This is a genomic window from Lactobacillus sp. X-49, from assembly GCF_057063645.1.
This window is the reverse complement of record NZ_JBXSQM010000001.1, coordinates 63693-78772: the sequence shown is the minus strand read 5'-3', so window position 1 is coordinate 78772 and position 15080 is coordinate 63693. Positions and strand designations below refer to the sequence as shown.

Annotated in this window: 10 protein-coding genes; 4 read left to right on the top strand and 6 right to left on the bottom strand. The window is 34.0% G+C overall.

The features are described from left to right. Positions 1-580: 580 nt before the first annotated feature. On the bottom strand, positions 581-2296 hold the full coding sequence (ezrA, locus tag ACYIAQ_RS00420; protein WP_483562142.1) for a septation ring formation regulator EzrA: 1716 nt from the start codon (positions 2294-2296) through the stop codon (positions 581-583). 423 nt (positions 2297-2719) lie between these two features. On the opposite strand from ezrA, the gene rpsD reads away from it, so the two are divergent. The 3 genes from rpsD (at position 2720) to ACYIAQ_RS00405 (ending at position 5173) form a co-directional block, all read left to right on the top strand. After that, a complete protein-coding gene (gene rpsD, locus ACYIAQ_RS00415) occupies positions 2720-3331 on the top strand; it encodes a 30S ribosomal protein S4 (protein WP_122018070.1) in 612 nt (203 codons plus the stop codon). Between the two features lie 64 nt (positions 3332-3395). Continuing rightward, complete coding sequence (locus tag ACYIAQ_RS00410; protein ID WP_483562141.1) at positions 3396-3866, top strand: DUF1694 domain-containing protein; 471 nt, start codon at positions 3396-3398, stop codon at positions 3864-3866. Next, a complete protein-coding gene (locus ACYIAQ_RS00405; RefSeq protein WP_483562140.1) occupies positions 3863-5173 on the top strand; it encodes a replication-associated recombination protein A in 1311 nt (436 codons plus the stop codon). The genes ACYIAQ_RS00410 and ACYIAQ_RS00405 overlap by 4 nt, the downstream gene beginning before the upstream one ends. Before the next feature lie 619 nt (positions 5174-5792). Here ACYIAQ_RS00405 and ACYIAQ_RS00400 read toward each other — a convergent pair. The 4 genes from ACYIAQ_RS00400 to ACYIAQ_RS00385 all read right to left on the bottom strand — a co-directional run bounded on the left by ACYIAQ_RS00400 (position 5793) and on the right by ACYIAQ_RS00385 (position 13266). Further along, on the bottom strand, positions 5793-9740 hold the full coding sequence (locus tag ACYIAQ_RS00400) for an SLAP domain-containing protein (RefSeq protein ID WP_483564030.1): 3948 nt from the start codon (positions 9738-9740) through the stop codon (positions 5793-5795). Positions 9741-10321: 581 nt separating this feature from the next. Beyond that, complete coding sequence (gene scrK / locus ACYIAQ_RS00395) at positions 10322-11200, bottom strand: fructokinase ScrK (RefSeq protein WP_483563080.1); 879 nt, start codon at positions 11198-11200, stop codon at positions 10322-10324. A gap of 294 nt (positions 11201-11494) precedes the next feature. Then, entirely contained in the window at positions 11495-12778 is a 1284-nt protein-coding gene (locus ACYIAQ_RS00390; RefSeq protein ID WP_483563079.1) for a glycosyltransferase family 2 protein, read from the bottom strand. A 2-nt stretch (positions 12779-12780) separates the two neighbouring features. After that, positions 12781-13266: a cell division protein gene (locus tag ACYIAQ_RS00385; RefSeq protein ID WP_483563078.1), complete on the bottom strand. Its 486-nt coding sequence runs from the start codon at positions 13264-13266 to the stop codon at positions 12781-12783. Positions 13267-13447: 181 nt separating this feature from the next. Between ACYIAQ_RS00385 and ACYIAQ_RS00380 the strand changes: the two genes are divergently transcribed. Then, positions 13448-14521, top strand: a complete 1074-nt coding sequence (locus ACYIAQ_RS00380; protein WP_483563077.1) for a S66 family peptidase — start codon at positions 13448-13450, stop codon at positions 14519-14521. Positions 14522-14573: 52 nt separating this feature from the next. Here the strand turns inward: ACYIAQ_RS00380 and ACYIAQ_RS00375 are convergent, their stop codons facing one another. Next, complete coding sequence (locus tag ACYIAQ_RS00375) at positions 14574-14891, bottom strand: PadR family transcriptional regulator (protein ID WP_483563076.1); 318 nt, start codon at positions 14889-14891, stop codon at positions 14574-14576. Positions 14892-15080 lie beyond the last annotated feature (189 nt).

Below are 15080 nucleotides of genomic sequence, written 5' to 3'. Positions count from 1 at the left end.
TACCCTAATGTAACAAGTTTTGTGGCCATTTTTATTGCACTTTGACTAAATAAAACTTATTTTCTAAAATGACACGTTTAAAATTGTAGCACAAGTTTAGTATATCGTAACCATTGAACATCCCTAAAAGCAAGCAAATAACAAATAAACCTTTTTTAGCATAAATTTTATATCTTAATAACAACTTATTTATTAATGCTTTACACAATTTTATTTTTTAAATTTCATCTAGCTTTTTAAGAAAAATAATTGGTCTTTGCTTAAAAATATTAACTATTTTTACACCTTGAAAAGATAAATGTTTTATAGCTTTGCAAAGACTATTAAAACTATACTGAGTAGTAATAAATTATCAACAATATATATCTTACTATAATAAAAAAATAAAAACCAAATTAAAAGGACTGATCACACAGAATATCGAAAATCAGTCCCTAATTAAAATTTGTTAAACTTTCCTATTAGAGCACACTACAAGCTGCCTAATTGATGCTTTTTCTATTACTATTTTAAATCATGATAATTTTATTACTTTTAAAAGGGTTACTAATCTAAATAAAAAATTCTCAACATCTTAGAATTAATTATTTTTCTTTTCAGAATAATAAAGGTTTTCAAGTCGTTGATATGAGCCGGGCTCCGCTTTTTCAATTGCAGTAGCAATCGTATCAAGAGCTTCCTTGTAGTTATATTCTTGACTATATAATTTCATTGTCTTTTGTTGAGCGCTTTTAACTATAGCGTTAGTCGAATACTTATTAGCATACTGCAGAGTTAATTCAACTAGATCTGCAGAGTTAATTATGTCATCTGCTTCACGTTTTAATCGTTCAACATCATCTGAAATTTGAATTAGTTCATTTGAAATTTTTTCCATATTAAGTCTAACTTGACTTAATTCTTTAGCAACATGACCAATTTCATTAACAACTAACGTATACATCTGGATAAAAGAATCTGGATTACCCGGTAATTTTTTTCGTTCTAAACGCCGATAAACCAATGACACTTCCTGTTTAAAGCGATTAATCGAATCATTGGCAACATTCTCAGAATCAAACAGGCCATCAACATCTTTCGACATCGTTTGTTGTTCCGCAGAAATTTCACGCAATCTTTCAATAACGCTTAACCATGATGCTTTAATACTAGAATAAACACCTTTACCATCAGCCAAGTTTTGTGTATCCACTGTATATTGACGATTCATATCATTAACTTCTTGCTCGAGTTTGCGACTAGTTGCTAGTTCACCATGTGTCAACTCATAACTTTCATCAATATGGCGCAACTTTTCAACTAGTTTTTTAGACTCAACCTGTTCATGTGCTAAGAGCCGTTGAATTTTATCTTGATTTTCTTCAACAAAAGGACGAGCCTTATATTCTTTAGTCAAAATATCATATAAGTTAGATATTCGCGATTTGATTTGTAAAACTTGCTGATTTAATTCATCAATTTTTAAATTCGCCAAAAGTTTGTCTGCAGCATCGACTTGTTTACGAATTTGCTTAACTTCATCTAACACATCAATTTCAGTAATATAATATTTAGATGATACCATTTTTTTATATGAGTCAGCTAATTCACTTAGTTGATCTTGAAAAACAGTATCCAACAAATGACGATTAGATCTTATTTTAGGTAACAGCGAATTAATTGAGCTTAAACTCATCTTGATCTTAGACAGAACACGTTTTGCCTCAACTTGATCTCCTTGAGCAGTTAAACTCTTAGCTTCAGAAAAATCATTTTCTAAATTTGTTAGCTCATTTTCAAGTTGATCAAGAGCTACGCCATATTCAAACGAATCTGCCAAAACAAGTTTCCGGATCTCTTGATAATTTTTGATCAGATCATCATATTGCATCTTATTTTCGCGATTAGATTCAAGTAGCTCTGTAAAAACTTCTTTTGTATTTTTGGCATCATCATATGTAGGCTGCATAATCTCCTGTGCCTGCTTAATTTGTTTGTGAGCTTTTATTAAATGATAATGCGCATTTTGCTCTGCAGACTGTTCCACCAATTTTTGAACATGTGGAATTTTGTTATTAGCTGCTTGCTGATAATTTTTACGCCATGTTGTTAATGTCGTCAGGCTCTCACCTGCTAGATCCATTTTATCAAGGTTGATGATATCGGTTTCTAAATGCATTTCGGCAATTCTGTTAATCAGCTCATCAAGCTCAATAATTTCGTGTAGTTGCCTACGATTAACAATAAGCATAAATGCTATAATGACAATAATGATTAAAATTGCAATTATTACAACTATCGATTGGGTTGGTGACATAATCTTCCTCCAAAACTATCCCAATTATACCAAATTTATCTAATAGTGTGGTATACAGTTTTGTAAAAAGATTAAGATTAAGTTAGACCTTTAAAATAATACCGGTAATCAAAATTATAGCACTTATTCTTTGCTTAATACTAACACTTTATAATTGTAGCTATGAAACAACCGATTAACTAATGCTCTATTTCAATAAAAATCGGTATATTTCCTTGCTTTACAAAGATTCAATCGTTATAATTGATAACGTGTAAAATATTTGCAGCCATAAGTGACAAGAACGTCAACATCTTAATACGTTTTAGTGAACGAGTAACCGACGCTGCAACAGGCGAAAATTAAAATTAAGATGCACGAATGTTGAACTTATATGTGATATTTTACTCCAAAAATTGTTAATAGATTTTATTGGAGGATTTTATGTCAAGATATACAGGCCCAAGCTGGAAACGTTCAAGAAGATTGGGGATTTCACTTTCAGGTACTGGTAAAGAGCTTAGTCGTCGTAACTATGCGCCAGGTCAACATGGACCTAACTCACGTGGTCGCCTATCAGAATATGGTGAACAATTACACGAAAAGCAAAAGTTACGTTGGATGTACGGTTTAAACGAGCGCCAATTTAGAACTTTGTTTACACGTGCAGGTAAGATTCGTCAAGGTGAACATGGTACTAACTTCATGATTTTGCTTGAATCTCGTTTAGATAGTATTGTTTACCGTTTGGGTTTAGCTACTACTAGAGAACAAGCTAGACAATTAGTTAACCACGGTCACATCACTGTCGATGGTAATCGTGTTGATATCCCTTCATACGAGGTTAAAGTTGGTCAAACCATTGGTTTGAGAGAGAAAGCAAAAGGTATGCAACAAGTTAAAGATGCTCTTGAAGCTGTCGTAAATCGCCCATCATTTGTTTCATTTGATGACAATAAGATGGAAGGTTCACTTGTACGTTTACCAGAACGTGACGAGCTAGAACCAGAAATCAACGAAGCCCTTGTTGTTGAATACTATAACAAATTACTTTAATTTCTTATTTAAAAGCCCTTTCCTTTTGGAAGGGGTTTTTTACTATTTAAAAGGTGGTTTATCAATGGCTGAAGATTTAAATAAAAGAGTTAGTAACGCGGCTCAAGGAATTACCCCTCAGACAAAACCCGACGAGCGGAGACGATTTTTGGGATCACTTCGAGAACGTGTGTTTGTCAGAATGTCTAATTCTGAAGTCCAGAATCCTAAGTTAAGAAAATTATTCTTGGATAATTTCAGTAATTATCTTAATTACGAAGTTTTAATTAATGGAAATATTGATGATGCTTTTTTAAATCAAATTGAAGCAAGTTGTGGCAAATATGATATCGCATTTACCTTGATAAATAATGAAACTGCAAGAACTGGCCTTGATGAGACTGCCGTTGTCGTGGTTAGTAAAACGGCCATTAACCGCCTGCGCATTGAAATTAGTCAAGTTTACCCACCTGAAATAAGCAAAGAGGCACTTCCAGGAACAAAAACGGCTAAAGGTGGCTTTTGGCATCGACTCTTTCATAGGTATAGGCAATGAAACCATTAGCATACAGAATGCGTCCCCAGACACTCGACGAAGTTGTCGGACAAACTCATTTAATTGGTCCTGGTAAAATAATTCGCCGGATGGTAGAAGCCAAGTTATTAGCTTCCATGATTCTTTATGGCCCACCAGGCATTGGCAAAACTAGTATTGCCAGCGCTATTGCTGGTTCCACCCAATACGCCTTTCGTCAATTAAATGCCGCTACCGATACTAAAAGGCAATTGGAACAAGTAGCAGCAGAGGGAAAAATGAGTGGTACTGTTGTTTTATTACTAGATGAAATTCATCGTTTAGATAAAGCTAAACAAGATTTCTTGTTACCATTACTTGAATCAGGACAAATTATTTTAATTGGTGCTACAACTGAAAATCCTTATATTTCAATCTCACCTGCAATTCGTTCTCGTTGCCAAATCTTTGAATTAAAACAATTAACTGAAACTGATATTAGTAAAGCAATTGACCGAGCTCTTACTGATAAAACAAACGGTTTAGGCAAATTTAGAGTTAAGCTGACTTCTGCTGCTCGAAAATTATTGGTTGAAAAAGGTAATGGAGATTTAAGATCAACCTTAAATGGACTAGAGCTTGCTGTTATTTCTACTCAGCAAGAATTAATTTCAGCGGGTAAAAAAACTGAAGATGGCTTTACAATTGACCAACAAGAAATGGCAAATTCAATTCAAATGCGAACGCAAAATTTTGATGCAAAAGGCGATGGTCACTATGATCTTATTTCCGCCTTTCAAAAATCAATTCGTGGTTCTGATACGGACGCTGCATTACATTATTTAGCCCGTTTAATTGAATCAGGAGATTTAATTGGAATTTGCCGACGATTAAGCGTAATCGCATATGAAGATATTGGACTTGCTAATCCAGCTGCTTGTCAACACACAATTCAGGCTATCACTGCTGCTCAAAATTTAGGGTTTCCAGAAGCCAGGATCCCCTTAGCAAATGCCGTAATTGAATTATCTCTATCACCTAAAAGTAACAGTGCAATTTGTGCAATTGATTCTGCTTTAGCCGATATACATAATAAAAATTATGGAAATATACCCAATAATTTAAAAGATACACACTACCGTGGTGCCAAAAATCTAGGACATGGAACTGGATACATTTATCCCCACTCATATTCAGGAGATTGGATACCGCAACAATATATGCCTGATTTGTTATTAGGAAAGCAATATTTTTCTCCTAAAGGAAATTCTAAAATAGAAAAAGCTTTTAAACAGCAATATCAAATATTACATGAAATGCAAAATAAAGGTCTACACCAAAAATATTAAATCTATAAATTGCATCTGTCTCTAAAGTAAGCTAAGTCAATTTTAGAGGTTTTTTATAAAAGCTTTGCAAGAAACGACTAAAAAATCAAGAGATCGCTTTAGTATTTATAGTCTTTTTGGTTAAAACAAGAAATTTTCAAATATCTTTCTAATAATTAATATACTAGCATTTAAAACTAACTATATTTAACATCATTCAAAATTAAAATACGCCACAACTGTCTGTTGTGACGTTTTTAATATTGTAAACTAATCATTTAAAATTAACTCTCTTAATATATTTACCTGTTCTGTCAATGTAATGCTTCGTTTGATTAATCCTAACATGGGCTACAATATGTTCTAATTAACTTACGCTTTCTCAGATTATCATGTTGACTATATAAGTTTGCTTGATGCGCGGCATTGTGGGACCCCTTTACCTGAGCTTACGGCGCCACTTACTCCAGACGCATCTGCCACTTGATCTATCTTGGAATTCATCACTTTATTTTTAATTTAACTGCGTTAATAAAATTCAATTATCTTTAACCAATCTTGAGTTTTATTAAACAAAAAAGAAGCTCCCCATTGCTATGAGAGCTTCTTTTCTTATCGCAAATTAATTAAACTATCCTCCTTAAAAACTTCTCTTTTTAATATATTGGTTATGTCCAATTATGTAGTATGCTTTACCATGAATTTTGACTGCATTGCCATAGGTTCTAATCGTCTTATGCTTCTTTAATTGCTTACCAGCCAAACGTTTACCATCTTTGTTATAAATATGACTAGCTACTTTTAACCGCCGTTTTGTACCAATAACGTTGCCACTTGCCACATACTGGTTAGGAGCAATTTCTAGCAATTCATGACCGCTCACTACTTTTCTTTGTCCAATGGTAAATCTAGAACCTATCTTAAGAATAACTTGATTACTCCGTTTGCCTTCATCATTGTACACATAAGAATTATGCTTAATCACTGCATCGGCCGTTACACCATCTGCTACTTCTCTACTTGGTCTAGTAATAGATGGGGCAAAGTTAGCGACTTTGATATAGTGATTATTAATTGTCAGGTAATATGCTTTACCATGAATCTTGACAGGATCTCCATAAGTAATAACTGCTGTATTCTTCCTAAGCAATTTAGGACTAATTCGCTTGCCGTAGTGGTTATAAACAAAAGCATTATGAACCAGATTCCGCTTTTGTCCGACAACGTTGTAAATATCAACATATAAGCCATTATCAGTCAAGTAGAAATCATGACCATTAATCTTTTCTGTGCCATAAGTGGCAATGATTGACCCCTTCTTAGCAATTAACAGATTAGCTCGTTTGCCTTCTTTATTATAGAAGTAAGCATTGTGTTTTAAAGTCTTCTCTACGGCATTCGGAGTAGGTTTAGGACTAGGTTCGGGCATTTTACTATCAATTGGATTTGAGTTTGAACTTGAGTTGCCATTTCCAGCATTAGGGAGAGGAATATTATTTGAATTACCATTAATATCCTTGCCTTCAGCTATCTTATTGATATCCGCAATACCTTGATTCTTACTGCTATTAATTATTGCTTGATCCTGGGCATTGTCGATCTTATCCTTAGCATCTTGGGCAATTTTATCAATCTGATCCTTAGCCTTTTGCTTATCCGTTATATCTTTATTGCTATCTACCTTGTCTTTGGCATCCTTAGCTGCCTGATCTATCTCAGCTTTAGCTTGGCTCTGTTGCTCTGCTACACCGGTGCCTGCTTGATGCGCCTGATCAATGGCATCTTTACCAGCCTTTACGGCTTTATTGACTTCATCCGCATTTGTCGCCTGATCGATCTTGGCATTGGCGTCTTTGACGGCGTTGTCAACTTGACCTTGTTGCGCTGTCTTGGTGTCCTTATCTAGGGTCGGATCGTTTGCTATGTCTTCCTTGATCTTGGCGGCTTCTTGGGCTATCTCAGCTTTAGCTTGGCTCTGTTGCTCTGCTACACCGGTGCCTGCTTGATGCGCCTGATCAATGGCATCTTTACCAGCCTTTACGGCTTTATTGACTTCATCCGCATTTGTCGCCTGATCGATCTTGGCATTGGCGTCTTTGACGGCGTTGTCAACTTGACCTTGTTGCGCTGTCTTGGTGTCCTTATCTAGGGTCGGATCGTTTGCTATGTCTTCCTTGATCTTGGCGGCTTCTTGGGCTATCTCAGCTTTAGCTTGCTGCGCGGCGTCTACGCCAGCATAATAAAAATACACATCAGTATTAGTATCAGTAAAAATAACATTCTGAGAATTCTTGCTATCGGTAGTTAAAAAATATTTTTGACCATTGTTGTCAGTTATCTCTTGTTTTGGACTAAATTCCCCACCAAGCAATCCGCTGCATGTTTCTTTTTCGATCTCTTTATTACTACTATCTAGGTAATGAACAGTTACCGAGCCTAAACGAACATAAGTATCCGCTGAAGCTATAAGACTATCAAAGCGAGTACCTGACTGCCCAGTTTTTTCTTCAGGATTAATTAAAGTACCTGAACCTACTCTATGCCAGCTTCCGCTAAGGCCTAAAGTATTATTTTTTCTATTAAAGTTAGAGCCTAACTTTAAGGTATTCAATGCAGTGCAATCACTAAACATGGTGGACATGTCAGTTACTTTTGACGTATCAAAGTGGCTTAAATCTAATGAGGTTAAACTAGAGCAATAATTAAACATGCTGCCCATATTAGTCACGTTTGACGTATCAAACTTGCTTAAATCTAATGAGGTTAAACTAAAGCAAAAATTAAACATGCCGCCCATATTAGTCACGTTTGACGTATCAAACTTGCTTAAATCTAATGAGGTTAAACTAGAGCAATAATTAAACATGCCGCCCATGCTAGTTACTTTTGACGTATCAAAGTGGCTTAAATCTAATGAGGTTAAACTAGAGCAATAATTAAACATGTTTTTCATGTTAGTCACACCTGAAGTATTTAATTTCTCTAACCCTTCAATTTGAGTTAAAGCTCCAAAGCCACTAAATAAATATGAAGCATTCCCTGTAATCGTTAAATTACCGGTTATTTTTATTTTTTTAAGTTTCGTACTAGGTTCAATGCTACCGATTTGAGTACAAGCAGTTAATAAATACATAGGATCGGTAATAGTACCACCAGAAATATCTAACTCTTGATTATCGTCAGTTAGCGTCAAAGTTACATTACTGGCTTTTCCATCTGTACTTTCCCAATTCGGCAAGTCAGCTACCGTTTTGATGGTCTGTTTTGGCTGCGCTGGTTGGTTATCATTAACAGGAGGTTGAACTTTTTCATTTGTTTCATTACCGGTCTGATTTGATAAATTATCATCAGCACCATTAGTTGTATTTGCAATTTGATTTAATTTTGCAGTATTAGCCGATTGATCAGCGTTGATCTTGGCGGCTTCCTCCTCGAACGCTGGATATACGTCTATGCTTGGTTTATACGCCTGATCGATGGCAGTTTTAGTTGCGCGTACGATTTGATTTATTTCATCCGCACTTATCGCCTGGTCTATCTGCACTCTAGCGTTCATGTAGACATCTTCAAGAACGCGCAGTTGCTGGTAGCGTTCAGACGCTATCAAGTACCTATCACCGTCGAGTTTACCCATGATCTTATCGCGTTCGTCCTTGAGAGCTTGCAACGCTTGGTTCTTTGCTTGGTCTAGTTTGGTGCCTGCACTTTTGGCCTCTGGCTCTACTTGATCTACGTTGTCCTTTTGCTTTGGCTTTCCGGTTACGTCATCAATGGCTCGTTTGCCAGTGTCCTGATCATCTGCTAATGCATGATAAACATATTTAACTTTTGTTTTAGTATTAATAGTAATTTTTGCATCGTTAACTACTTCTTGACCATCTATTTCCACATGGTCAAATGTATAATCTGGAATTTTTGGAGCTTTAGGAATGGCTACTTCTTCACCGATAGTACCAGTAATCTTTATTGCTTCACTCGGTTCAAGTTTATTGCCGCTTTTATCCTCATATGTTGACGTAATTGTTGTTTGGGTATCGCTGTTACCAATTGAAATATCTTTATCTACACGCTTGTTGAGGGAAACAGCTGATTCTCTGCTTCTAACATTTACTGTATCTGTAACAGCTTTATAACACGAATCAATCTTTAAAATTTTATTGGCAGTAATTGTTTTAATATCTACTAAGGTAGTTGCAGTCTCAACTTTATCTTTAGCTTGGTTGAGCATCGTATCTACGGCAGCAAGCTGTTCTTGCTTTTTAAGATTGTTTAGCTGTTTATCAGTACGAATTTTATCCCTAATCTTCGCAGCTTCTACTTCTAAACTACTAATAGCATTTTTCTTAACCTCACTTATTTCTTGATCATCAGCCATCTGATGGCTATCGTGGGCAGAATTGTCCTGGCTTTGGTTAATCGGCGATTGGATTTCTGCAGCCTTTACATTCTGTACAAGTGAGGTGTTACTATAAAACAATCCTCCCAGCATCAAAGTTAATAAAGAATAACTAATTACCCATCCTTTTTTACTTTTATGCATTTTATAATTTGTGTTTTTAACATCTGCGATTAATCTATGCTTGTTCATAATATAATCTCACTTTCTGTTATAACATGTTTCGTATTTATTCTTGATTTTCTCACAATTTACAGTTAATTTCTATAGATATTTTGTGATTAATTATTATTAAAACACAAATAAAAGTGGTAGCAAATCAATATAAACATATTACGTGTTATTAGTTATTTATTGTGCTTGAAGCTTTTTTAAATAACGTATATATTAAAAAAGCCAAAATTCACTTATTCTACTTTTTATAGATTGTTATAGCAAGGAATATTTAATAACCTTTATATAAAATTTTTGATTTATTAAATCTGCATTTACTATTAATAATTTTATAATTAATTTATCTGTTATATTATATTATCAAAATATTGTAATAAAAATTCTGATAGTGATCAAAAGCGTTATTTTAATTATTTATCACATAAAGTAAAAAAAACTAGAATTTAAATCATTAATTTAGCTAAAATATAAAAAAGATATGCTGAACGCATACCCTTTCTTCATACTAAAAGTCCGATTCTTGTAAAGATTCAATCATATTATTAAAAATGATACATATTTTATAATTTAGCTCTTTAATATAATTAAATGCCAGTTTCTTAATTCAACTCCTTTAATATTCTCTTAGCTAAAGCAAAGTTCCCAACCGTGGCCGAGCCGTTATCAGCAATTGCTGGCATGGATATATACTTGCTCAAGTCCGGCACAGCGATATAACCATTAAGCATTTTATTAAAGTCTTTTCGAACTTTTTCTAAAAACTTTTCACTCGTTACACCGCCACCAAAAATAATTTTATCTGGTCTTAAAATCAGTGTAGTTTGTAATGCAGCTTGAGCTGCATAATAACTCATAATGTCCCAAACATGATCGGATAAAGGAACATCTATCCCCTTTTTACCCGTCCGTGCTTCAAAGGTAGGTCCTGAAATTAATCCTTCCAAACAGTCACTATGAAACGGACAGATTCCGTCAAATTCTAAATCATCAGGATGGCGCTTAACTAAAACATGACCCATTTCAGGATGCCCCAAACTACCGATTAGTTTACCGTTAACTATGGCACCACCACCGACTCCAGTGCCAATCGTGTAATAAACAAGTGAATTAATATCCTCGTTTGATAGAAGCGACATTATGTATTCCCCGTATGCTGAACCATTAACATCAGTAGTAAAAAAGATAGGGACATTGATTTCTTGTTTAAGCATCCCAACTATGTCGGTGTTTTGCCACCCCTTTTTAGGTGTTTTAGTGATATAGCCATAATTTGGTGCTGTTTTCCTAATCTCTATCGGACCAAACGATGCAATACTAATAGCATCAATCTGAAATTGTTTAAAATAAGAAACAACTTGCTTCATAGTTTCAGTTGGTGTAGTTGTTGGTATAGTAGTTTTATCTTGTATTTGATAATTTTCATTGCCAACCGCACAAACAAACTTTGTGCCACCTGCTTCTACTGATCCAAATAACATTTTAATCCTCCTTAATCACTAGTTTTAATCAACACGTTAATTGCATTTTAACTTCTTAAGCAGAAGAACTCTTATTAATTATTTTCCTAAAGGTTACAATAAAATCAAATAAATTTTGAATACTGTGATAATCTTTTCTTGAAATAGCTAGCAATAAATCATATTTCATTTTGTCTATCCCACTTAATAGCCTCAAATGAAACCTTTAAATTCTTTGTAGCATAGCCTCATGAAGGCGTAAGCGCAATTTTGGGAAAAATTTAATAATAAAATCTCACTATACAAAATGTTGGTTTATCGCGTCGGACTAACCCATGTACCTGAACCATGACCCAAAATAGTTTTTATGGCTGGAATAAATGTGGTAATGATTGTTATGGTATTAATTACCCATAAACACAGTAAATAAATGGGGGCAAATAAAATATATCTCAACTTATTTCCTCGCGTATCAATTAATAAAGCTGTTGTTAGTTGTAAAGTACCAGCAATCATTTCAAAGCAAATTAACATTAAAGTTGAGAATAGCAAATAAAACAACTGTGGCCAATTTTGCAATGTAATATAATTAATCACTAAAAAAACAAAAATTATTGATGAAATGGCAAAGAAAAATGACCAAAAAATACTAAATGTTTGATCAAAAAGTAACAGAGACTCACCCAAATTTTTAATCGGATGTTGCAAAACTTTTAATAAGTTAGTAAGCCAAACTTCCGTGCCGCCCTTAGCCCAACGCTTACGTTGATGATATAAATCCTTTAGCGTTTCTGGAACCAGTGTGTAAGAAATAATATCAGGTGCAAACACTGATAACCAATTATTTAATTGATGATCCCATGCAATACTAATATCTTCAGTGGCACGGTCTTGACGAAATAAGCCCACATCCATTAAGGCGCTTTTACGATACATCGTATTCGCACCACTGTAAGCAAAAATACTACCAAAAACGCCCATTTCAGCTCTCTTTATAATACCAACAATACTAGAAAATTCGACAGTGATTGACTTCGTAATAAGCTTAGTCCGATTACGAACCTCGACATTAGAAGTCACCGCCGCTATATTTTGTCCTTCTGGACTATTGAAATAATTAACATAGCGTTTTAGCGCATCAGGTTCAGGAATTGTATCCGCATCATTACTAAGGACAAATTCTCCTTTAGTAAAAGCCAAGCCAACATTAAAGGCATGCGCTTTACCCTTATTTTTTTCAATATGAATGATCCGTAAGTTTAAATACTGTTTTTGTAAATCTTGTAGGATCTGCAGGGTACGATCTGTTGAACAATCATCAATTACCAAAACCTCATAATTAGTATAATTTAGCTTTGTAAGTAAATAAATGATAGTTTCTTCTAAAGTGGCTTCTTCATTATGTGCAGGAATCATAATCGTAATAAATGGTTCGTCACTTTCAGAAATATCAACAAAGTATTTTTTCTTATTTCTAAATACGAACCTGTAACATAAGCCACCGATGAACCAACCAAGACCACCGAGGATGGGATATGAAATTAAAATCAAAAACAATATATTTAATAAAGGCTTAATAGTTGACCAAGTTAAACTCATTATTAACCTCGCTTCTTAAATAAACGCTGCGCAAAATCTGTTTCAAGATTTTGTTCGGGTTTAACACTATAAAAATTTTGCTGTTGGCGCTTATCTAAGTCACCAAACTTTTGTTTCCAGCCTTCTTCGATTAATTTTTCGTGTTGCTCTCTGCGTTCTTGATTGACTACCCTTTTTTTAGTCCAAACGGAGATAAAATGACGATTATTGCGAAACGTCAAAAACAAATAAATTATTGCAATAAGTATGAATATAACTGCAAAAAATCTAATTAAAAATCCAATTGGTGTCACTATATCCGAATAATATTTAATATGAGCTATTTTTGCAATTTTAGGTGATTTTAACGTTATATATACACAAACAAATGGTAAACAGACACCTATCCACCCAATTATTGCTATCGTTGTTTGTCTAGCCTTTAAATGCCAATTTTTTGAAGTAAAATAATCATCATCGGCTAGAGCAGAAAAATGTTTCAAACTCAAATTAATTTTCCCCCTTAACTTATTACATTCATGAATACCTAATACTTTTATATTTACTTTATTATTATTACTATTTTAGGTCAAGAAAACAAAAATTATTAAATTGCTTTTAATTTTTCACATATTTAACCTATGATATACTGATATTTAATCATTTTATAATAAAAGGGAAGGCTAAATTATGTTAGTAAAACCACATCAATTACAAAAAGGGGATCACGTAGCACTAATTAGTTTGTCTAGTGGTATCTTAGGCGAAAAGTCTGTTCTTCATGAACGAAAATTAGGGGAAAAGCGCTTAAAGGAACTAGGTCTTAAATTTATTTATATGCCTAATTCCTTAAAAGGAACTACTTATCTAAAAAAACATCCCAATGAAAGGGCTGATGACTTAAAAGAAGCTTTTATGAATCCTGAAATTAAAGCAATTATTGCTGCCATTGGTGGTGATGATACTTATCGCTTGTTACCATATTTAATGGAAGATACAGATTTTATTAAAACAGTACAGACACGACCCAAACTTTTTACAGGTTTTTCTGACACGACAAATAATCACCTAATGTTTTATCGATTAGGGATGCAGAGCTTTTATGGACCTAATTTTTTAAATGATCTCGCAGAATTAGATGTTAGTATGCTGGAATACACCCTAAATACTTGGAATCATTTCTTTATTAACCCACCTACAACTAATATTCCTGCAAGTCAAACTTGGTACGAAGAACGAACAGATTTTTCGCCTAAAGCAATCAATCATCCTCGAATTAGCCATCTTGATACTGGTTATCAAGTGCTTCGAGGAAATGGAGTTATTCAAGGTCGACTTTGGGGTGGTTGCTTAGACAGTCTCTATGATGACTTGACCCAAAATCGTTATCCTGATCAAGCCGAAATTATTCGACATTACCGATTAATTTTATCTCCCCAAGAAGCTCAAAACATCATTTTATTCATTGAAACTAGTGAAGAATGTCCCTCTCCTGCTTTATATGCCCAAATGCTTGATCAACTCGATCAAGCAGGTCTTTTAAAATCTGTTCAAGGAATCTTAATGGGAAAGCCACAGAACAATTGCTATGTTAACGAATATCAGACCAAGCTTTTAGCAGCCACTGCAAAGTATCAAACACCCATTTTGGCAAACGTTAACATTGGTCATGCATACCCACACACCGCGCTTCCTTATGGAGCTCTTGCGCAAATTAACCTTGATCAGTCTTCTTTAAAAATTTTAGAACCATATTTTTTTTAACTTAAAAGCGTTATTCAAAACATTGAATAGCGCTTTTTAAAATTACTATCTTTTAATAATTAACCTTTCTTCTATATACCTGATCGACCTTAGTTTTAAACTCATTCCATTCATCTTTAATAACTTGTAGTTCCACTTTACCTGCCTTTGTTATTTTATAATAACGTCGATTCCGTCCCTGAAATGGTTCATCATATGTTACCAAGTATTTTTCTTTTTTCAATCGCCGCAAAACAGGATAAATAGTTGATTCAGAAATATTAAATACAGCTTGAACCTGTTGTGTCAGTACATAGCCATAAAGATCTTCTTGATTAATAAAAGCTAAGACAGTACCTTCCAGTAACCGAGTTTGAATTTGAATTGCCATTTTCATACCCCTTATATTACATTTCTTATAATATGGTATAGTTAGTTAAATTTCAAGTTAAAAAGCAAAAGTGAATGGTTTGATTCTACCACTAACTTGATAGTTCAATTAATAAAAAGTAGTTAATTAGAATTTTTTAAACTAGCAAATAATATGGATAAAGTAAAACGTTCTATCATTTGGCATATA